At 61.7% G+C, this 21,195-nt stretch carries 22 protein-coding genes; 12 read left to right on the forward strand and 10 right to left on the reverse strand.

Going from position 1 to position 21,195, the window contains the following annotated elements:
- Window positions 1-21: 21 nt before the first annotated feature.
- From C5F53_RS12295 to C5F53_RS12335, 9 genes are read right to left on the reverse strand one after another with little or no spacing between them, the layout of a single operon-like run.
- Entirely contained in the window at window positions 22-438 is a 417-nt protein-coding gene (locus tag C5F53_RS12295) for a F0F1 ATP synthase subunit epsilon (RefSeq protein WP_105261668.1), read from the reverse strand.
- A gap of 51 nt (window positions 439-489) precedes the next feature.
- A complete protein-coding gene (atpD, locus tag C5F53_RS12300) occupies window positions 490-1,890 on the reverse strand; it encodes a F0F1 ATP synthase subunit beta (protein WP_105261669.1) in 1,401 nt (466 codons plus the stop codon).
- 27 nt (window positions 1,891-1,917) lie between these two features.
- Window positions 1,918-2,802: a F0F1 ATP synthase subunit gamma gene (gene atpG / locus C5F53_RS12305; protein WP_105261670.1), complete on the reverse strand. Its 885-nt coding sequence runs from the start codon at window positions 2,800-2,802 to the stop codon at window positions 1,918-1,920.
- A gap of 27 nt (window positions 2,803-2,829) precedes the next feature.
- Window positions 2,830-4,383 (reverse strand): F0F1 ATP synthase subunit alpha, encoded by a 1,554-nt coding sequence (gene atpA, locus C5F53_RS12310; RefSeq protein WP_105261671.1) that lies wholly within the window; start codon window positions 4,381-4,383, stop codon window positions 2,830-2,832.
- A gap of 50 nt (window positions 4,384-4,433) precedes the next feature.
- Window positions 4,434-4,964 (reverse strand): F0F1 ATP synthase subunit delta, encoded by a 531-nt coding sequence (locus C5F53_RS12315; protein WP_105261672.1) that lies wholly within the window; start codon window positions 4,962-4,964, stop codon window positions 4,434-4,436.
- A gap of 9 nt (window positions 4,965-4,973) precedes the next feature.
- Window positions 4,974-5,444, reverse strand: a complete 471-nt coding sequence (locus tag C5F53_RS12320; protein WP_105261673.1) for a F0F1 ATP synthase subunit B — start codon at window positions 5,442-5,444, stop codon at window positions 4,974-4,976.
- A 35-nt stretch (window positions 5,445-5,479) separates the two neighbouring features.
- Window positions 5,480-5,728, reverse strand: a complete 249-nt coding sequence (gene atpE / locus C5F53_RS12325; RefSeq protein WP_105261674.1) for a F0F1 ATP synthase subunit C — start codon at window positions 5,726-5,728, stop codon at window positions 5,480-5,482.
- A 60-nt stretch (window positions 5,729-5,788) separates the two neighbouring features.
- Window positions 5,789-6,667, reverse strand: a complete 879-nt coding sequence (atpB, locus tag C5F53_RS12330) for a F0F1 ATP synthase subunit A (protein WP_105261675.1) — start codon at window positions 6,665-6,667, stop codon at window positions 5,789-5,791.
- 13 nt (window positions 6,668-6,680) lie between these two features.
- The gene (locus C5F53_RS12335; protein ID WP_236635358.1) at window positions 6,681-7,103 is read right to left on the reverse strand and encodes an ATP synthase subunit I; all 423 of its coding nucleotides are present in this window, start codon (window positions 7,101-7,103) and stop codon (window positions 6,681-6,683) included.
- A 237-nt stretch (window positions 7,104-7,340) separates the two neighbouring features.
- On the opposite strand from C5F53_RS12335, the gene C5F53_RS12340 reads away from it, so the two are divergent.
- The 3 genes from C5F53_RS12340 to lipA are packed head-to-tail and all read left to right on the forward strand — an operon-like array spanning window position 7,341 to window position 9,365.
- Complete coding sequence (locus C5F53_RS12340; protein WP_105261677.1) at window positions 7,341-7,619, forward strand: YbeD family protein; 279 nt, start codon at window positions 7,341-7,343, stop codon at window positions 7,617-7,619.
- A gap of 60 nt (window positions 7,620-7,679) precedes the next feature.
- Window positions 7,680-8,327: a lipoyl(octanoyl) transferase LipB gene (gene lipB / locus C5F53_RS12345; protein WP_236635370.1), complete on the forward strand. Its 648-nt coding sequence runs from the start codon at window positions 7,680-7,682 to the stop codon at window positions 8,325-8,327.
- Window positions 8,328-8,342: 15 nt separating this feature from the next.
- A complete protein-coding gene (gene lipA / locus C5F53_RS12350; protein ID WP_201740841.1) occupies window positions 8,343-9,365 on the forward strand; it encodes a lipoyl synthase in 1,023 nt (340 codons plus the stop codon).
- A gap of 69 nt (window positions 9,366-9,434) precedes the next feature.
- Here lipA and C5F53_RS12355 read toward each other — a convergent pair whose 3' ends face one another.
- A complete protein-coding gene (locus tag C5F53_RS12355) occupies window positions 9,435-9,911 on the reverse strand; it encodes a hypothetical protein (protein WP_105261678.1) in 477 nt (158 codons plus the stop codon).
- A 205-nt stretch (window positions 9,912-10,116) separates the two neighbouring features.
- On the opposite strand from C5F53_RS12355, the gene C5F53_RS12360 reads away from it, so the two are divergent.
- From C5F53_RS12360 to C5F53_RS12400, 9 genes are all read left to right on the forward strand, one after another.
- Window positions 10,117-11,376 carry a sarcosine oxidase subunit beta family protein gene (locus C5F53_RS12360; protein ID WP_105261679.1) on the forward strand — a complete coding sequence of 420 codons (1,260 nt, stop codon included), beginning with the start codon at window positions 10,117-10,119 and terminating at the stop codon, window positions 11,374-11,376.
- Window positions 11,377-11,390: 14 nt separating this feature from the next.
- The gene (locus C5F53_RS12365) at window positions 11,391-11,699 is read left to right on the forward strand and encodes a sarcosine oxidase subunit delta (protein WP_105261680.1); all 309 of its coding nucleotides are present in this window, start codon (window positions 11,391-11,393) and stop codon (window positions 11,697-11,699) included.
- Entirely contained in the window at window positions 11,696-14,698 is a 3,003-nt protein-coding gene (locus tag C5F53_RS12370; RefSeq protein WP_105261681.1) for a sarcosine oxidase subunit alpha family protein, read from the forward strand. The genes C5F53_RS12365 and C5F53_RS12370 overlap by 4 nt, the downstream gene beginning before the upstream one ends.
- A complete protein-coding gene (locus tag C5F53_RS12375) occupies window positions 14,691-15,332 on the forward strand; it encodes a sarcosine oxidase subunit gamma (RefSeq protein WP_105261682.1) in 642 nt (213 codons plus the stop codon). Before C5F53_RS12370 ends, C5F53_RS12375 begins: the two co-directional genes overlap by 8 nt.
- Window positions 15,333-15,347: 15 nt before the next feature.
- Window positions 15,348-16,616 carry a serine hydroxymethyltransferase gene (gene glyA / locus C5F53_RS12380; protein WP_105261683.1) on the forward strand — a complete coding sequence of 423 codons (1,269 nt, stop codon included), beginning with the start codon at window positions 15,348-15,350 and terminating at the stop codon, window positions 16,614-16,616.
- A gap of 12 nt (window positions 16,617-16,628) precedes the next feature.
- Complete coding sequence (locus tag C5F53_RS12385) at window positions 16,629-17,600, forward strand: dipeptidase (RefSeq protein WP_105261684.1); 972 nt, start codon at window positions 16,629-16,631, stop codon at window positions 17,598-17,600.
- Window positions 17,601-17,679: 79 nt separating this feature from the next.
- On the forward strand, window positions 17,680-18,552 hold the full coding sequence (locus C5F53_RS12390) for a glycine betaine ABC transporter substrate-binding protein (RefSeq protein WP_370446729.1): 873 nt from the start codon (window positions 17,680-17,682) through the stop codon (window positions 18,550-18,552).
- A gap of 24 nt (window positions 18,553-18,576) precedes the next feature.
- Window positions 18,577-19,110, forward strand: a complete 534-nt coding sequence (locus tag C5F53_RS12395) for a DUF5943 domain-containing protein (protein WP_105261685.1) — start codon at window positions 18,577-18,579, stop codon at window positions 19,108-19,110.
- 24 nt (window positions 19,111-19,134) lie between these two features.
- The gene (locus tag C5F53_RS12400; RefSeq protein WP_105261686.1) at window positions 19,135-21,195 is read left to right on the forward strand and encodes an NADH:flavin oxidoreductase; all 2,061 of its coding nucleotides are present in this window, start codon (window positions 19,135-19,137) and stop codon (window positions 21,193-21,195) included.

Below are 21,195 nucleotides of genomic sequence, written 5' to 3' on the forward strand. Positions count from 1 at the left end.
TCAGGGCAAGCGCAGGGCGCTTTATTTCTTGCGCAGGAACTTGCGTGCTGCCGTGATCTCGGCCGCCATCATGGCGATCTCAGACTGGATCTTCGCAATGTCGATCTCGTTCTTGGCGTTTTTCAACGCCTCTTCGGCCGCGGCCTTGGCTGCGTTGGCTTTCTCTTCGTCCAGGTCCTTGCCGCGGATGGCCGTGTCAGACAACACGGTCACGCAGTGGGGCTGTACTTCCAGAATTCCACCGGCCACGAACACAAACTCTTCGCTGCCATCGGCCTTTTCAATGCGCACCGAGCCAGGCTTGATGCGCGTGATCAGGGGCGTGTGGCGGGGCTTGATGCCCAGCTCGCCAGCCTCACCGGGAAGCGCCACGAAGACGGCTTCACCGGAGAAGATGGACTCTTCTGCACTGACCACATCAACATGAATAGTGTTCATCTTTTTCCTAATCAGTTGGGGACAGAGCTAAAGATCTGTCCCACAAAGTCATCAGACTTTCTTGGCTTTTTCGAAGGCTTCGTCGATGGTGCCGACCATGTAGAACGCTTGCTCTGGCAGGTGATCACATTCGCCGCCAACAATCATCTTGAAGCCACGGATGGTTTCAGACAAAGGAACGTACTTGCCGGGAGAACCGGTGAACACTTCAGCGACGTGGAACGGCTGGCTCAGGAAACGCTGGATCTTGCGGGCACGTGCCACAGCCAGTTTGTCTTCTGGGGCCAAGTCATCCATACCCATGATGGCGATGATGTCGCGCAGTTCGCGGTAACGCTGCAGCGTGCCTTGCACCGCACGGGCGGTGTTGTAGTGGTCATCACCCACCACCAGCGGGTCCAGCTGACGGCTGGTGGAGTCCAGAGGATCCACCGCAGGGTAGATACCCAGCGAAGCGATGTCACGGGACAGCACCACGGTGGAATCCAAGTGAGCGAAGGTGGTAGCAGGCGAAGGATCGGTCAAGTCATCGGCGGGGACGTACACGGCCTGGATGGACGTGATGGAACCAACCTTGGTCGACGTAATACGCTCTTGCAGACGGCCCATTTCTTCGGCCAGCGTAGGCTGGTAACCCACGGCGGAAGGCATACGGCCCAACAGCGCGGACACTTCGGTACCGGCCAATGTGTAGCGGTAGATGTTGTCCACGAAGAACAACACGTCTTTGCCTTCGTCACGGAAGGATTCCGCAATGGTCAGACCGGTCAGGGCCACGCGCAGACGGTTGCCTGGGGGTTCGTTCATCTGACCGTACACCATCGCCACTTTGGACTCGGGCAGGTCTTCGAGGTTCACCACGCCGGAATCGGCCATCTCGTGGTAGAAGTCGTTACCTTCACGGGTACGCTCACCCACCCCAGCGAACACGGACAAGCCGCTGTGCGCCTTGGCGATGTTGTTGATGAGTTCCATCATGTTCACGGTCTTGCCCACACCGGCACCACCGAACAGACCCACCTTGCCGCCCTTGGCGAACGGGCAGACCAAGTCAATCACCTTGATGCCGGTTTCCAGCAGTTCTTGCGAAGGGCTCAGTTCGTCGTACGAAGGGGCCTTGCGGTGAATAGACGCAGTGTGCTCTTGGCTCACGGGACCACGTTCGTCGATGGGCGCACCCAACACGTCCATGATGCGACCCAGCGTGGCTTTGCCCACGGGCACAGTGATCTGTGCGCCGGTGTTGTACACCACCAGACCGCGACGCAGGCCGTCAGACGAACCCAGCGCAATGGTACGCACCACGCCGTCGCCTAGCTGCTGCTGCACTTCGAGAGTCAGCGGAGAGCCTTCCATCTTGAGCGCGTCGTACACACGGGGCATGCGGTCACGTGGAAATTCCACGTCCACCACGGCGCCGATACATTGAACAATTTTTCCTTGGGCTTGCATTTTTCGCTCCAATAATTTTGAATTCGCTTAGCCGCTGATGGCAGCTGCACCGGACACGATTTCAGACAGCTCTTTGGTAATTGCAGCCTGACGGGTCTTGTTGTAAACGAGCTTGAGCTCGGCAATGACGTTACCGGCATTGTCTGTGGCGGCCTTCATGGCCACCATGCGTGCAGCGTGTTCAGACGCCATGTTTTCGGCCAACGCCTGGAACACCAGAGCCTCTACATAACGCACGAGCAACTCGTCGATGACGGTTTGCGCGTCCGGCTCGTAGATGTAATCCCAAGCGTGGCTGCCACCATCGGCCTTACTGTCGGCTGCCATTTGGTCCGCAGACAGTGGCAGCAATTGCTCAACCACCGGGTCCTGCTTCATGGTGCTGACAAACTTGTTGTAGCAGACATGCACCGCACTGATCTCACCCGCCACATACGCGTCGATCAACACCTTGACAGGCCCAATGAGCTTGTCGAGGTGAGGACGGTCGCCCAGGTGGGTGACGTGGGAAACGACTTGCGCGCCCACACGGTTCAAGAAGCCCAGACCCTTGCTACCGATGGCAACCGCCTTTGCGGTCTTGCCGGCAGCCTGCGTATCACGCAGTTTGCCGGTGACCTGGCGCAGCAGGTTGGTATTGAGACCGCCACACAGGCCCTTGTCCGTGGTCACCACAATCAGACCCACCGCTTTCGCGTCGTTGGTCTTCATGAAGCTGTGCACGTACTCAGGGTTGGCCTGTCCCAGATTCGTCGCAATGTCCCGGATCTTCGTGCTGTAAGGCCGGGCAGCGCGCATACGCTCCTGCGCCTTGCGCATCTTGGAGACCGAGATCATTTCCATGGCCTTGGTGATCTTCTTGGTGTTTTCCACCGATTTGATCTTGGTGCGTAGTTCCTTACCTGCTGCCATCAATGGCTCCTTGTGATCAGGTGGAAATCAAGCAAAGGTTTTCTTGAACGCGGCCACAGCAGCAGTCAATTCAGCCTCGGCATCCTTGTCCAGTGCCTTGGTGTCTTCCACCTTGGCCAACAGGGCTGCGTGCTTGTCCTTGAGGTAGGCATGAAGGCCGTGCTCGAAAGCCAGGATCTTCTTGACTTCCACGTCGTCCATGAAGCCCTTGTTCACTGCGAACAGCGAGGCGCTCATGATGCTGATGGACTGGGGGCTGTACTGCTTTTGCTTGAGCAACTCGGTCACGCGGGCACCGCGGTCCAGCTGCTTGCGGGTGGCTTCGTCCAGGTCGGAAGCGAACTGCGCGAACGCAGCCAGTTCACGGTACTGGGCCAAGTCGTTGCGGATACCGCCGGACTGGCCCTTGACCACTTTGGTCTGCGCAGCAGAACCCACGCGGGACACCGAGATACCAGCGTTAATCGCAGGACGAACGCCAGCGTTGAACAACGAGGTTTCCAGGAAGATCTGGCCGTCAGTGATCGAGATCACGTTGGTAGGCACGAACGCGGACACGTCACCGGCTTGGGTTTCAATGATAGGCAGAGCGGTCAAAGAACCGGTCTTGCCCTTCACGGCGCCCTTGGTGAAGGCTTCCACGTACTCGGCGTTCACGCGGGCTGCGCGTTCCAGCAGACGGCTGTGGAGATAAAACACGTCGCCGGGGTAGGCTTCGCGACCGGGTGGACGGCGCAGCAGCAGGGACACTTGGCGGTAGGCCACGGCTTGTTTGGACAGGTCGTCATACACGATCAGGGCGTCTTCGCCGCGGTCGCGGAAGTACTCACCCATGGTGCAACCGGAGTACGCAGACACGTACTGCATGGCAGCCGATTCAGAGGCGGAAGCAGCCACCACAATGGTGTATTCCATGGCGCCAGCTTGTTCCAGCGCGCGCACCACGTTTTTGATCGAAGAAGCCTTTTGGCCGATCGCAACGTAGACGCAGGTCATGTTCTGACCCTTCTGGTTGATGATGGCGTCGATGGCCACGGCGGTTTTGCCGGTCTGGCGGTCGCCAATGATCAATTCGCGCTGGCCGCGGCCGACGGGAACCATGGAGTCGATGGACTTCAGGCCGGTCTGCATGGGCTGATCCACGGATTTACGGGCGATCACACCAGGTGCCACCTTTTCAATCACGTCGGTCATTTTAGCGTTGATGGGGCCTTTGCCGTCGATGGGCTGACCCAGGGCGTTGACCACGCGGCCTTTGAGCTCGGGGCCCACGGGCACTTCCAGAATGCGGCCGGTGCACTTGACCGTGTCGCCTTCGGAGATGTGCTCGTACTCACCCAAGATCACGGAACCGACCGAGTCACGCTCAAGGTTCAGTGCCAGACCATAGGTGGGCAGGCCGTCGGAGCCAGCGGGGAATTCCAGCATTTCGCCTTGCATCACGTCAGACAGACCGTGGATGCGGCAGATACCGTCCGTCACCGACACCACGGTGCCTTGGTTACGGATGTCAGTGCTGGCGGACAGGCCGTCGATACGGCTCTTGATCAATTCAGAAATTTCTGCGGGATTGAGTTGCATGACTCTTTCCTTCTTTCTTTAGTTGGGCTTCACAACAAGGGGCTTGCGCCTCAAGCAGTGAGAGCCACTTTCATTTGTTCCAGACGGGCCTTGACGGAGGTGTCAAGCACTTCGTCACCCACCACCACGCGAATACCGCCGATCAGATCGGCGTCGAGCGCAACGGACACATTGAGCTTGCGGCCAAAACGCTTTTCGAGCGAAGCAGCCACATCCTTCAGCGCTTGCGCGTCAATCGGAAAGGCGCTGTACACCACAGCATCAGAGAGTCCACTTTGCGCATTTTTCAGCGCGCGGAACTGGGCTGCAATTTCAGGCAGGGCTTCCAGGCGGCCGTTGTCAATCACGGTGCGCAGAAAGTTCTTGCCTTGCTCCGACAGCGCAGCCTTGATCACGCCAGTAACCAAGTCGTAGACCTGGGCTTGGGTGATTTGGGGGTTGCTGGCAAACTGCTGCAATTGGCCGTCTTGGGCAATTGCAGCCAGCTCGTCCAGCCACCCGGCTGCACCGTTCAAGTCCGCTTTGGCGGCCTGGAACAGGGCTTCGGCGTAAGGCCTGGCAATGGTGGCAAGTTCAGCCATGGTCTTCCCTTACAGCTCAGTCTTCAGACGAGACAGCAAGTCGGCATGCACACCGGCATTGACTTCCTTGCGCAGGATCTGCTCAGCACCTTTGACGGCGAGGGCGGCGACCTGTTCGCGCAATGCTTCACGGGCCTTCACGGACTGCTGCTCGGCTTCTGCCTTGGCAGCCGCAATGATGCGGTTGCCTTCTTCGGTTGCGCGGGCCTTGGCTTCTTCCACAATGGCCTGTCCACGACGCTCGGCATCAGCCAAGCGACCTGCGGTTTCATTCTTGGAAGTAGCCAGTTCGGCTTCCACGCGCTTGTTGGCAGACGCCAGTTCGGCCTTGGCCTTGTCGGCGGCGGCAAGGCCGTCGGCGATCTTCTGTGCCCGCTCGTCCAGCGCTTTCGTGATCGGGGGCCACACGAATTTCATCGTGAACCACACCAGGATCGCAAAAACGATAGCCTGCAGGAACAGGGTTGCGTTGATGTTCACGGTTTGATTCCTTCTCTAACGTGAAGGGCCGTTGATTACTTCAGAACGAAGGGGTTGGCGAATGCGAACAGCAGAGCGATAGCAACACCGATCAGGAACGCAGCGTCAATCAGACCGGCCAAGATGAACATCTTGGTTTGCAGTTCGTTCATCAGCTCGGGTTGACGTGCAGAAGATTCGAGGAACTTGCCACCCATCAGCGCGATGCCGATGGAAGCGCCGATAGCGCCCAGACCAACGATGATGCCGCAAGCCAATGCCACGAGGCCGAGAATGTTTTCCATGAGAAGCTCCTAAAAGTTAGTGGAAAAAGAAAAACGAAAACAAAAAACGAAACAGTTACATCAATGTGCGTCGTGCGCTTGACCGGTGTAGATCAGCGTCAACATCATAAAGATGAAGGCTTGCAAAGTGATCACCAGAATGTGGAACAGGGTCCACACGGTTCCGGCGATGACATGGCCAACAGCCAAGCCAACACCTGTTGCGGACAGTGCCCAGCCCCCGCCCATCAGAGCGATCAACATAAACACCAACTCACCTGCAAACATATTGCCAAACAACCGCATGCCGTGGGAGACGGTCTTGGCAAGGTATTCAATCATCTGCATCAGGAAGTTCACAGGGTACAGGGCCCAGTGGTCACCAAACGGTGCAGCAATCAGTTCATGCGCCCAGCCGCCCAAACCTTTGATCTTGATGCTGTAGAACACACAGATCAACAGCACCGAGCAAGACAGGCCCAAGGTGGTGGAAAGGTCAGCAGTCGGCACTACACGCATGTAGTCTTTGAAACCCATGGCAGGGCCGGCGGTGTGCCAGATCTGTGGAATCAGGTCCACAGGCAACATGTCCATGGCGTTCATCAGGAAAATCCAGACAAACACGGTCAGTGCCAAGGGGGAAATCAGCTTGCGGCTCTTGGCGTTGTGGATCACACCCTTGGCCTGGTTTTCCACCATCTCGGACAAAATTTCCACGGCAGCCTGGAAGCGGCCGGGCACGCCGGAGGTGGCTTTGCGTGCGGCGCTCCACAGCACAAAACAACCAATCACACCCAAAATCACCGAGAACAGCACCGAGTCAAAATTGAACAGGCTGAAATCAACAATACTGGTTTGCTTCACGCTCTGGAAGGAAAAATCCTTCTGCAGGTGTTGCAAGTGGTGCTGGATGTATTCACCAGCGGAGGGGGCATGTGTTCCAGTGTTTTCTACAGACATAGGTCACCAAATATCAATTCGAACCGTTGAGACTTCGGCGTCGCGAGTGCAACCACGCGGCCACCCAATACACCTTCATCGTCACCACAAAGCCGGCCACCAGGGCCAACCAGCTGAGCGGCGAGACCACCTTGGGTGCCGCCAACAACATGGCAACCGTCAAGGCAACTTTCACCGACTCCCAAATCACAAACCCCAGCATGGCTGCTCCAGGCTGAGCCACTGCACGCTGACGCTGCAGCCCCCGCACCATCAGTGCCGCGGGGAAAACCACCGCCAGGGCGCCGTAGGCTGCAGAAATGCCTGCCACTTTGCCAGCCCATACACCCGCAACCAGGGCCAACACCACGCCAGCGACCAATTGCCACACAATGACCCACCAGGGGGAAATTGCGGGATGGGCGCTGCGCCACTGCCGGGCTTCTTCTGCCGTCATGGGCTTGAACTCTGCATCAAAGACCCCATCTGGGTTCTCTGCGTCAGTGGGCGAATAAGGCTGAGGCGCGATTGTCATGAATGAAAATTACGCTCAGGTTACTGCCGGTGTTCAATGCACAGCCTACGATTATACGTAGAAACCCGGCACTGCCTAGCACTTCCCGCTTTGGGTGCACGCCTTGGCTACCCCACAGCGATAATTGGAGGCAGCATTCCCTCTCCAGAAGACAACCGTATGACCACCCCCACCCCGCCGGCTGAATCGCTGATCGAGTACCCCTCACAGTTCCCCATCAAGGTCATGGGCCACAAGGTGGATGGACTGGTGCACGCAATCTCGGTGATTGCCAAACAGTTCGACCCGGCGTTTGACGCCTCCACCATCGAACTGCGTGAAAGCAAAGGTGGCAACTACCTGGGCGTGACCATCACCATCACCGCCACCAGCCGCGAACAGCTCGACGAGCTGTACCGCACGCTGAGCACCCACCCGATGGTGAAAGTCGTGCTGTAAACCGTGGAGATAGACCGCGCCACCCTGGGCCGCGTGGACTACCTGCCCACGTATGCGGCCATGCAGGCATTTACCAATGAAAGAGCCGTTGGGCCCTCGTCCACTGCGCGTGACCAGCTATGGATTTGTGAGCACCCGCCAGTCTTCACCCAGGGCCTGGCGGGCAAGTCGGAACACATCTTTAACCCTGCAGACATTCCCGTGGTGGCCACCAACCGCGGCGGCCAGGTGACCTACCACGGCCCTGGCCAGGTGGTCGGCTATCCGCTGATCGACCTCAAACGCGCGGGCTACTTCGTCAAGGAATACGTCTACCGTATCGAAGAGGCCGTCATTAAAACCTTGGCGCACTTCGGCGTGACGGGTCACCGCGTGGCCGGTGCACCCGGCATCTACGTGCGGCTGGACGACCCAACGGGCCACACCCCATTGGCCCAGCGGCCCCAGAACGGTGCAGTTGGCAACGCCGACCCCGATTTCACCGGGCTGGGCAAGATTGCCGCCCTGGGCATCAAGGTCAGCCGCAATTGCACCTACCACGGTGTGGCGCTGAATGTGGCCATGGACCTTGAACCCTTCTCGCGTATCAACCCCTGCGGCTACGCCCGGCTGCAAACTGTGGACCTTTCTACAATCGGGGTCTCTGTTGGCTGGGCTGATGCCGCCGACGTGTTGGGCCACAAGCTCGCAACCTACCTGGCGCCCTGACCGCGCCCCCGCCCCATGAGCCATAGCGAAGACACCACCCTCCAAACTCCGGCCAACGCTACTGTGCGTGACGTGCAGTCGCTGGACACCTACAAGGCCACCGACAAACAAAAGGCTGCGGCCAAGCTGTCGCGCATTCCGGTCAAGGTGGTGCAGGGCGAAGTGCTCAAAAAGCCGGACTGGATTCGCGTCAAAGCCGGCAGCCCCAGCACCCGCTTCTACGAAATCAAGGACGTGCTGCGCGCCAACAAGCTGGTGACGGTGTGTGAAGAAGCCAGTTGCCCCAACATCGGCGAATGTTTTGGCAAGGGCACGGCCACCTTCATGATCATGGGTGACAAGTGCACACGCCGCTGCCCGTTTTGCGACGTGGGCCACGGCCGTCCCGACCCGCTGGACGTGAACGAGCCCGACAACCTGGCCAAGACCATTGCCCAGCTCAAGCTCAACTACGTGGTCATCACCAGCGTGGACCGGGATGATTTGCGCGACGGCGGCGCCGGCCACTTTGTGGAATGCATCCGCAAGACGCGCGAACTCTCGCCCAAGACCCAGATCGAGGTGCTGGTGCCCGACTTCCGGGGCCGCGACGATCGTGCACTGGAAATCCTGAAGGCCGCACCGCCTGACGTGATGAACCACAACCTGGAAACCATCCCCCGCCTCTACAAGGAAGCGCGCCCGGGATCGGACTACCAGTTCAGCCTGAACCTGCTGAAGAAGTTCAAGGCCCTGTTCCCCGATGTACCCACCAAGAGCGGCCTGATGGTGGGCCTGGGCGAGACCGACGAAGAGATTCTGGACACCATGCGCGACATGCGCGCCCACAACATCGAGATGCTGACCATCGGCCAGTACCTCGCGCCCAGCACCAGCCACCTGCCGGTTCGACGTTATGTGCACCCCGACACCTTCAAGATGTTCGAGGAAGAGGCCTACAAGATGGGCTTCAAACACGCCGCCGTGGGCGCCATGGTCCGCTCCAGCTACCACGCTGATGTGCAAGCCGGCCACGCAATGAATACCCCAGCGGCCTGAACACGCAAATTGCTATCAATTAAGTAGCTGCTAGCGCACATCTGATGTGGGCTAGCAGCTATTTTTGCGTCAAGGCTTGGCGTAGCCGCCCTCGACCCACGCCGACGCACTGGCTCGGTTCAGCTTGAACCCTGGCGAGACCCGCACCTGCGCCAGCAAGTCATCCCCCGCATCCCGGGCACTGAGCATCGCGCTCGGGTTGTCTTCGTCCGGTTCAATGTCCAGAAACACCGTGACCCGCCCTTGGGCAGCCCCGACCTCGATACTTTGATGCAGGCTGGCATGTAATTGTTGCTCGCTGCGGCGCACAAACTCCCGGGCGGTTTTCACCAGCGTCAGGAAAGCACTCTGGTCCAGCGGCTTGGGGTTCTTTTTGTCGCGCCCCATGGTCCAGGGGCCCACCAGTGCCGGCTCGGAGGCGCCATCGGCCGTCATCGCCACCGCCCAGCCATCGTCGTCTTCATTCTTCACCACGCGGGCCGTCCAGCCGTCGCTGATCCACAGGCGCGGCTCCTGGGTTTTCATGTCGGATTCGTTCAAGTTCATGGCGTGGAGTATGCAGTGATACGGACTTGCGCTTTGCGCAGCACACCCACGATGGTGCACCGCCGCAATGCGCCATTTTGGACACGCGCACGACAAAAGTGCGATGTCGGATTTGGACAAATGCCCGTCTTTCAAGCGCAAGGTTTTATTGACCTGAAGCAAAACAATAGCGCCAAGACAGTTTCCCTGGACCACCACACACTCCATGCGCGGCCAACACTACTCCCTCTGGAGCCTGCTCAAGCACGGTTTCAAAAACCACACCACCTGGGAACCCGCTTGGGAACGGGTGGCCTTGAAGCCTGCGTATGACGTGGTCATCGTAGGCGGCGGCGGGCATGGCCTGGCGACGGCCTACTACCTCGCCAAGAACCATCCCGGCATTGGCAAAATCGCCGTGCTGGAAAAAGGCTACCTGGGCGGCGGCAACACGGCCCGCAACACCACCATCGTGCGCTCCAACTACCTGTGGGACGAATCCGCAGCCATCTACGAGCATTCGCTGAAGCTGTGGGAAAGCCTGACCGAAGACCTGAACTTCAACGTCATGTTCAGCCAGCGCGGTGTGTTCAACCTGGGCCACACCCTGCAAGACATGCGCGACATCGAACGCCGCGTGAACGCCAACGCGCTGCAGGGCATTGACGCCCATGTGCTCAATGCCAAAGAAGTGCAGGAGAAAATTCCCCAGCTTGACTGCAGCGCCAGCCGCCGATACCCCGTGCTGGGCGCCAGCTGGCAACCCCGCGCCGGCGTGGCCCACCACGATGCCGTGGCCCGCGGCTTTGCCCGCGCCGCCAGCCGCCTGGGTGTGGACCTGATTGAAGGCTGCGAAGTCAGCGGCATGGACATCGAGGCCGGCCAGATCCGCGGCCTGCAAACCAACCTGGGTTATGTGAAGGCAGGTCGCGTGGGCTGCGTGGCCGCAGGCCACTCCTCAGTGCTGGCCAAGATGGCCGGGCTGCGCATGCCGCTGGAGAGCCACCCGCTGCAAGCCTTTGTGTCCGAATCCATGCAGCGCGTGATTGACACCGTCATCATGTCCAACGCCGTGCACGGCTACCTGAGCCAGTCCGACAAGGGTGAGCTGGTCATCGGCGCCGGCATCGACAGCTACCTGGGTTACGGCCAGCGCGGCAGCCCGCACATCATCGAGCACACCGCGGCGGCCATCATTGAAATGTTCCCCCAGTTCTCCCGCGTGCGCATGAACCGCCAGTGGGGCGGCATCGTGGACGTCACGCCCGACGCCTGCCCGATCATTTCGACCACTGCAGTGCAAGGCCTGTTCTTCAACTGCGGCTGGGGCACCGGTGGCTTCAAGGCCACACCCGGCTCCGGCCATGTGTTCGCCGACATGCTGGCCCAGGGTGAGGCCAATGCGCTCTCCAAAGCCTTCTCGGTGGACCGCTTCCACACCGGCCACCTCATTGACGAACACGGCGCAGCCGGCGTTGCCCACTAATCCTCAGGACCACCATGTTTCTAATGCATTGCCCCCACTGCGGCGAATTGCGGGACGAAGAAGAGTTCAGCTACGCCGGTGAAGCCTATATCCCCCGCCCCGCCCAACCCGAAGCGGTGGACGACACCACCTGGGGCGACTACGTGTTCTTCCGCAAAAACCCCAAAGGCTGGTTCTGGGAGCAGTGGCAACACACGGCCGCCTGCCGCAAGGTGCTGGCCGTCAAGCGCAACACCGCCACCTACGAAATTGCTGGCACCTGGACCCTGGCCGAGGCCAAGCCCCTGTACTTGGCCGACCTGGAACGCGAGGTGAAGGCATGAGCGGCACCCGCGTCTCCCTGGCTGGCACGCGCATCGACGCCGCGCAGACCCTCCGCTTCAGCTTCAACGGCCGCGACTACACCGGCCACCCCGGCGACACCCTCGCATCCGCCCTGCTCGCCAACGGCGTGCGCCGCATGGCGCGCAGCTTCAAGTACGGCCGGCCCCGTGGCATCATCGGTGCCGGCGCCGAAGAGCCCAACGCCCTGGTGCAACTGGGCACCGGCGCCCTCACCGTGCCCAACATCAAGGCCACCCAGGCCGAGCTGTACGACGGGCTGGTGGCCAACCCCACCTCGGGCTGGCCCTCGCTGGACTTCGACCTGAAATCGGTGCTGGGCCAGGGCTCGCGTTTTATGCCCGCCGGCTTTTACAGCAAAACCTTCAAGTGGCCCCGTAAGCTCTGGCCGCTGTATGAAACCGTGATCCGCAAGTTCGCAGGCTTCGGCAGCGCACCGACCGAGGCCGACCCTGAACGCTACGACCACCTGCACCACCATGTGGATGTGCTGGTGGTGGGTGGCGGTGCCTGCGGCCTGCTCGCCGCCTTGCAAGCCGGTCAGGCCGGACTCAAAACCCTGCTGCTCGATGAGCAAAATGAACTGGGCGGCTGGCTGCTGTCTGACACCACCGCACAGATTGACGGACGCAACAGCGAAGCCTATATCCGCTCGGTGCAGGCCGCGTTGCAGGACATGCCGCATGTGACGGTACTGACCCGCACCACCGCATTTGGTATGTACGAACAAAACCTGGTGCAGGCCGTGGAACTGGTGCAAGACCATCTGGCCCCCACGCAGCGCAATGCGGACATGCCCCGCCACCGGTTGCACAAGATCCGCGCCCACCACGTGGTGCTGGCCACCGGCGCCATCGAGCGCCCCTTGGTGTTCGGCAACAACGACTTGCCCGGCGTGATGACGGTGTCCGCCGGCCAAACCTTCCTGCAACGCTACGGCGTGTTGGTGGGCAAAAGCATCGTGCTGTGCGGCACCAGCGACCTGGTGCATGACGCGGCGGAACTGCTGGCCAGCGCCGGTGCCAAGGTCACGGTGGCCGACGTGCGCCATGGCGCCAAGGCCCGCAGCCCGCGCTACACCGTGATGGCCGGTTACGGCATTGCCGAAGCCTTGGGCCGCGGCGAAGTAGCCCGCGTGCGCCTGGTGCCCCTGCATGCCGAGCGCGACGAAGCCACCGGCCCCGGCACCACGCTGGTCTGCGATGCCGTGCTCAGCTCTGGTGGCCTCTCGCCCACGGTGCATCTGTTCTGCCACGACGGCGGCCGCCCCGTGTGGGACGAATCCGTAGCCGCCTTTGTGGTGCCGCGCACCGGCCGCAAAGGTGTAGCCTGTGTGGGTGCTGTTACCGGCACCTTCGAGTTGGCCGAGGCCTTGGCCCAAACCACCCAGGCCATGCAAAGTGTGCTGGCCACACTGGGCAAGCCCGCCACCTTGACCGTACCTGCCTGTCCCAGCCCCCTGCGCATGGCGGCCCGCCCCATGTTCCGCCTGCCCGATGGCAAGGCAGAAGGCGCCGGCGCCAAGGCCTTTGTGGACTACCAGAACGACGTCAGCGCAGCCGACATTGAACTGGCCGTGCGCGAGAACTACCACTCCATCGAACACGTCAAGCGCTACACCGCGCTGGGCTTTGGTACCGACCAGGGCAAGCTCTCCAACGTGAACGGTTTTGTCATCACGGCACGCGCGCTCAAGCGTCCTGTGTCCGAGGTCGGCACTACCACCTACCGCCCCGCCTACACCCCCGTAAGCTTGGGTGCCCTGGCCGGCACCATGCGCGAAGAGTGTTTTGACCCCAGTCGCTATACCGCCATCCATGCATCACACGTGGCGCGCCAGGCTGCCCTGGAGCCCGTGGGCCAATGGCTGCGCCCCTGGTACTTCCCCAAGCCCGGCGAAGACATGCACGCCGCGGTCAACCGCGAATGCCTGGCCGCCCGCAACGGCGTGGCGGTGATGGATGCCTCCACCCTGGGCAAGATCCAGATCGACGGGCCGGATGCACGCGAATTTCTGAACCGCATCTATTCCAACGCCTGGAGCCAGCTGGCCGTGGGCAAATGCCGTTACGGCCTGATGCTGGATGAAAACGGCATGGTGATGGACGACGGCGTGACCGCCTGCATCGAACAAAACCAGTTCTACATGACCACCACCACGGGCGGTGCCGCCCGCGTGCTGAACTGGCTGGAGCGCTGGCACCAGACCGAATGGCCAGACCTCAAGGTGTGGATGACTTCGGTCACCGACCACTGGTCCACCGTGGCCCTGGTGGGGCCCAAGGCCCGCGCCGTGCTGGCCAAGCTGTGCCCGGACATCGACCTGTCGCCCGAGAACTTCAAGTTCATGGACTGGCGTGCTGGCACGGTCTGTGGTCTGCCCGCCCGCGTGTTCCGCATCAGCTTCTCCGGCGAAGTGTCTTACGAGCTGAACGTCGAGTCCGGCTACGGCCAGGCCCTGTGGGAGGCCGTGATGGCCGCGGGTGCCGAGTTCGACATCACCCCCTACGGCACCGAGACCATGCACGTGCTGCGCGCCGAGAAGGGTTTCATCATCGTGGGCCAGGACACCGATGGCTCCATGAGCCCGCTGGACCTGGACATGGCCTGGGCCGTGGGCATGAAGAAGCCCTTCAGTTTCCTGGGCAAGCGCTCGCTGGCGCGCAGCGACACAGCGCGTGCCGGGCGCAAACAACTGGTCGGCCTGCTGCCGGAGGACCCCAGCGCCGTCCTGATCGAGGGCGCACAAATCATGGAAAGCGCCGTGGTGCAGCCCGGTGCCAACAACCGGATGCTGGGCCATGTGACCTCCAGCTACTACAGCGCCTTCCTGGGCCGCTCCATCGCCATGGCGGTGGTGGCCGGTGGGCTGGAGCGCAAAGACCAGACCCTCCACGTGCACGCCCACGGCAAGGTCACCCCGGTCAAGGTGTCGGGCAGCGTATTTGTGGATGTGAAAGGTGATCGCCAAAATGTCTAAGCCCACCCTGCAATCCCCGCTGCACGCCTTCGGGCTCGATGCGCAGGCGGTGCCCCCTTCGGCCTTGAACCGCGTGGTCTTCAGTGAGCTGCCCCACCTGGGCTACATCGTGTTGCGCGGCAAAGCCGATGACAGCGCGTTCATGCAGGGCGTGGCCTCCGTACTCGGCCACAGCCTGCCGGTGCAGCCACGCCAGGTGCTGCAGGTCGCCGCGGGGGCGGTGCTCTGGCTATCGCCCGACGAGTGGCTGTTGGTCTGCCCCCGCAGCCAGCGCGACGCCGTGTTGGCCGCACTGACAGTAGCGCTGAAAGGCCTGTTCGCCCAGGTGGTGGACAACAGCGGTGGCTTTACCACGCTGCGCCTGGCAGGCCGCGAGCACCTGGCCTTGCTGCGCCAGCTCGGCCCGTACGACTTTGAAAGCCAGGCTGTCGGCACGCTGGCCAGCACCGTGATGTCCAAGACCTCGGTCACCGTGGTGCGCACCGATGCCACCGGCGTGCTGTTGGTGTTCCGCCGCAGCTTTGCGGACTACCTGTGGCGCCTGATCGAGCGCACGGCCAAGCCCTACCACCCCTGCATCGCCACGCCGGCCGCGGTGGCCGATCCGGTGTTCACCCCCCTGCTTACCGCATAAGAACGAGACACACCCATGAACCACTTTTTCTCCACCGGTGTGGCAGAGGCAGACCCTGCCGTCTCCGCCGCCATGGACCACGAACTGCAACGCCAGCGTGACCAGATCGAACTCATCGCCTCCGAGAACATCGTTTCCCAGGCCGTGCTCGAAGCCCAAGGCTCGGTGCTTACCAACAAATACGCCGAGGGTTACCCCGGCAAACGTTACTACGGTGGCTGTGAGCATGTCGATGTGGTGGAGACCCTGGCCATTGAGCGCCTGTGCAAACTGTTCGGCTCGGAATTTGCCAATGTGCAACCCCATTCGGGCGCACAAGCCAACACCGCCGTGATGCTGGCCCTGCTGCAGCCCGGCGACACCGTGCTGGGCATGGCCCTGTCCGCTGGCGGCCACCTGACCCATGGTGCCAAACCGGCCCTCTCCGGCAAATGGTTCAAGGCCGTGCAGTACGGCGTGCGCCGTGAAGACTCGCTGATCGACTACGACGAAGTCGAAGCCCTGGCGGTCGAACACAAACCCAAACTCATCATCGCCGGCTTCTCGGCCTACCCCCGCACCATCGACTGGGCCCGTTTCCGCGCGATTGCCGACAAGGTGGGCGCGCTGCTCATGGTGGACATGGCCCACGTGGCCGGTCTGGTCGCCACCGGCGTCTACCCCAGCCCGGTGCCCCATGCCCATGTCACCACCTCCACCACCCACAAAACCCTGCGCGGGCCGCGCGGCGGTGTGATCCTGACCAATGTCGCCGAGATCGCCAAGAAGATCAATTCCGCCGTATTCCCCGGCGCCCAGGGTGGCCCGCTGATGCATGTGATTGCCGCCAAGGCCGTGGCCTTTGGCGAGGCGCTGCAACCCAGCTTCAAGGCCTACACGCAACAAGTCGTGGCCAACGCCAAGGCCCTGGGCGCAGTACTCAAAGCCGGTGGCCTGGACCTGGTGACCGGCGGTACCGACAACCACCTGCTGCTGGTCGATCTGCGTCCCCTGGGCCTGAAGGGCAACACCACCGAAGTGGCACTGGAACGTGCCGGCATCACCTGCAACAAAAACGGTATTCCGTTTGACGACGAAAAGCCCACCGTCACCTCCGGCATCCGCGTCGGCACCGCTGCGGGTACTACGCGTGGTTTCGGCGTGGCCGAGTTTGAAGAAGTCGGCCGGCTGATGCTGGAAGTTTTCAACAGCCTGAAAACCAAGCCCGAAGGCGACGCCGCCCTGGAGGCCTCGGTCTATGCCCGCGTCAAAGCGCTGACGGCCCGTTTCCCTCTGTACGCATAAAGGACACACACCATGAGCAATCTGCACCAAGACTCCATCGTCATCGATGGCCTCATCATTGCCAAGCTGGACCGCAGTGTCTTTGAGGACATGAAAAAAGGCGGCCTGGCCGCCGCCAACTGCACCGTCTCCGTGTGGGAGGACTTTCCAAAGACGGTCGACAACATCGCCCAGCTCAAACAGCTGATCCGCGACAACAGCGACCTCGTGACCCTGGCGCGCAACACGGCTGACATCGTCCAAGCGAAAGCCGATGGCAAAACCGGCATCGTCCTGGGCTTCCAGAACGCCCATGCCTTTGAGGACAACCTCGGCTACATCGAGGCCTTCCACGACATGGGGGTGCGCGTGGTCCAGCTTTGCTACAACACGCAGAACCTTGTGGGCACCGGTTGTTATGAGCGCGATGGCGGACTGTCCGGCTACGGCCGCGAAGTGATCGCAGAGATGAACCGTGTGGGCATCATGGTCGACCTGTCGCACGTGGGCAGCAAGACCTCGGAAGAAGCGATCCTGGCCTCCACCAAACCCGTTGCCTACACCCACTGCCTACCCCTGGGCCTGAAAGATCACCCGCGCAACAAGAGTGACGCAGAGCTGAAATTCATCGCCGACCACGGTGGTTTCATCGGCGTGACCATGTTCTCGCCCTTCCTCAAGCGCGGCAATGAGTCGACCGTGCACGACTACGTCGAGGCGATCGACTATGTCATCAACATCGTGGGCGAAGACTGTGTGGGCCTGGGCTCCGACTTCACCCAAGGCCACGGCCATGAATTCTTCGACATGCTGACGCATGACAAAGGCCGCTGGCGCCGTCTGACCAACTTCGGCCCGGTGATCAACCCCGAAGGCATTCGCACCATCGGCGACTTCCCCAACCTGACCACCACGATGCAGCAATCCGGCTGGTCCGACACGCGCATCACCAAGGTGCTGGGTGCCAACTGGATGAAGTTCTTCGACCAAGTCTGGGGCAGCTAAGCCCGGCAACCACCCCGACAAACCGATCTCTCGTTCCGCTTCCGTTCTTCCCATCCACCCCCACCAGGAGTTAGCTGTTATGACCGTATCGTTCTCCCACCGCAAGCGACGTGCCTTCCTCACCCAGACCCTGGGCCTGTCCGCCCTGGCCATGTCCGGCACCGCCGCCCTCGCACAGGCCAAGCCCACGCTGAAGATCGGCTTTGTGGATGGCTGGTCCGACAGTGTGGCCACGACCCACCTGGCTGCCGCCATCATGCGCAGCAAGCTCAATGTGAATGTGGAGCTGGTGCCCCTGGCGGCCGGCATCATGTGGCAGGGCGTGGCCCGTGGCGATATCGACATGACACTCTCCGCCTGGTTGCCCGTTACCCACGAGGCCTACCTGACCAGCTTCAAGGACAAGGTGCAGATCGTCGGCGCCAACTACCCCGGCGCCAAGATCGGCCTGATTGTTCCCGACTACGTCAAGGCCACCAGCCTGGCCGACCTCAACACCCACCGCGCCGACTTTGACAACCGCATCGTCGGCATCGACGCCGGCGCCGGTGTGATGAAGAAGACCGAAGAAGCCATCAAGGCCTATGGCCTGGAGATGCGCCTGCAGCCCAGCTCCGGCCCCGCCATGGCCGCCGAACTGGACCGCGCCTACCGCGCCAAGAAGTCCATTGCCGTGACCGGCTGGATTCCACACTGGATGTTTGCCAAGTACAAGCTGCGTTTCCTGGCCGACCCCAAGACCATCTACGGCGCCGAAGAGCATGTGGACAGCGTCATCAACCCCGGCCTGAACAGCAAGGCGCCTGCAGTGGTGGCCTTCCTGAAGAAGTTCTCCTGGAAGCCCGAAGAAATCGGTGCCGTGATGCTGGCCGTCGAAGGTGGTGCCAAACCGGCCGAAGCCGCTGACAAGTGGATGAACGACAACGCAGCCCGCGTCTCCAGCTGGCTGTAAGTACTGAGCGACCGAGGTAAGACCATGCACCCCCAACTCCCCATTGACGTTCACGCAGACACCGGCGTCTGGACCACCGACGGCTTGCCGATGATTTATGTGCCCCGGCACTTCTTCGTCAACAACCATGTGGAAACCGAGGCCGTGGTGGGTCGGGAGGTGTATGCGCCTGCGCTGTACAAAGCCGGCTACCGCTCGGCCTACTTCTGGTGCCAGAAGGAAGCCGCCACCCATGGCCTGTCCGGCATGGCGGTGTATGAGCACTACCTCAAGCGCCTGTCCCAGCGCGGCTGGGGCCTGTTCTCCTTCTCCTCGGCAGACGCCACCACAGGCCACGCCACGGTCAAGCTGGAACACTCGGTGTTTGTGCTGGCCCAGGGCATCGCCGGGGTGCCAGTCAACCACAGCAAGGTCTGCTATCTGTTTGCCGGTTGGTTCTCGGGTGCCATGGACTGGGTGCTGGAAACCAGCGGCTCCACCATCCGCACCACTAGCGAAGAAACCCAATGCGCTGCCGAAGGCCATACGCACTGCATCTTCACCGTTCGCCCCCTGTAACCCCACCCAGCCAGGCACCCCGCCATGCGTTACCCGCACTTGTTTGAGCCCATCCGTCTGAACCAGGTTCTGGTGCGCAACCGCATCGTCAGCACCGCGCATGCCGAGGTGTATGCCGAAGGCGGCCATGCGTCGGAGCGCTACATCCGCTACTACGAAGAAAAAGCCAAGGGCGGCGTCGGCCTGGCCATCTGCGGTGGCTCCAGCCCCGTGTCGCGCGACAGCCCCTGGTCGTGGTGGAGTTCCATCAACCTGGCCAACAGCTCGGTGGTGGACTCCCTGGCCAAGCTGGCGGAAACCATGCACAAACATGGCGCCAAGATCATGATCCAAGCCACCCACATGGGTCGGCGCAACGCCTGGCATGGCTTTGACTGGCCGCACCTGGTCAGCCCCTCGGGTATCCGCGAGCCGGTGCACCGCGGCAATGCCAAAACCATCGAGATCGAAGAGATCCGCCGCATCGTGGCCGACTACGGCCGTGCCGCCAAGCGCGTGAAAGACGCCGGCTTGGACGGCATTGAGATTTCTGCTGCCCACCAGCAGCTGATCGACCAGTTCTGGAGCCCCCGCGTCAACCACCGCACCGACGAGTACGGCGGCAGCCTGGAAAACCGCATGCGCTTTGGCATGGAGGTGCTGCTGTCCATTCGCGAACAGGTAGGGGCCGACTTCTGCGTGGGCATGCGCATGTGCGGCGACGAATTCCATGAAGACGGCATCAGCCACGACATGGCCAAGGACATTGCCCAGGGCATGAGCGAGTCCGGCCTGATCGACTTTCTGAGTGTGGTCGGCTCTGGTGCCGACACGCACAACACCCTGGCCAACTGCATGCCACCGATGGCGCTGCCGCCCGAACCCTTTGTGCACCTGGCCGCCGGCATCAAGTCGGTGTCCAAAGTGCCGGTCATGCATGCCCAAAGCATCCGTGATGCGTCGCAGGCCGAGCGCATCCTGGCCACCGGTATGGTGGACATGGTGGGCATGACCCGCGCGCAAATTGCCGACCCGCACATGGTCATCAAGATCCGCGACGGCAAAGAAGACCAGATCAAACAATGTGTGGGCGCGAACTACTGCATCGACCGCCAGTACAACGGTCTGGACGTGCTGTGCGTGCAAAACGCCGCCACCAGCCGCGAGCAGACCATGCCCCATGTGATCGCCAAGACCACCGGCCCACGCCGCAAGGTGGTGGTGGTAGGCGCCGGCCCGGCCGGACTGGAAGCGGCCCGCGTGGCGCGCGAGCGCGGCCACGACGTGGTGCTATTCGAGAAGAACCCGCTGGTGGGTGGGCAGGTCAACCTGGCCGCCAAGCCACCCAAGCGCGAACAGATGGCCGGCATCATCCGCTGGTTTGACATGGAGACCGTGCGTTTGGGCGTGGACCGCCGACTGGGTGTGGCGGCCACGGCCGAAATGATCCAGGCCGAAGCCCCCGACATCGTGGTGCTGGCCACGGGCGGCGTGCCCCACACCGGGCAAACGCCAGCCTGGGGCGCGGCCGAGGGCCTGTGCGTGAGCGGCTGGGACATCCTGAGTGGCGCCGTGCAACCCGGCGAGAACGTGCTGGTGTACGACAGCATCAGCACCCACGCCGGCACCGGTGTGGCCGACTTCATTGCCGCACGCGGCAAGCAGGTCGAGATCGTCACCCCCGATGTGAAAGTGGCCGACGACACCGGCGGCACCACCTTCCCCATCTTCTACCGCCAGCTCTATGCCAACGGCGTCATCCAGACGCCCAACCACTGGTTGGAAAAGGTGTACCGCGAAGGCGACAAACTGATTGCGGTGCTGAAGAACGAGTACACCGAAGTGCTGGAAGAGCGCGCCGTGGACCAGGTGGTGGTGGAAAACGGCATCCTGCCGAACGACGGCCTGTACTGGCAGCTCAAACCCCTGTCGCTCAACAAGGGGCAGACCGACCTGGACGCACTGTTCGACGCCCTGCCCCAACCGGCATTGAGCCAACCCATCGGCAACGGCCAGTTCCTGCTGTACCGCGTAGGCGACTGCATTTCGATGCACAACATCCACGCCGCCATTTACGACGCGCTGCGTCTGTGCAAGGACTTCTGA

Origin of the sequence: Rhodoferax sp. TS-BS-61-7, assembly GCF_002943465.1 — a bacterium.
Lineage (GTDB): Bacteria > Pseudomonadota > Gammaproteobacteria > Burkholderiales > Burkholderiaceae_C > Allorhodoferax.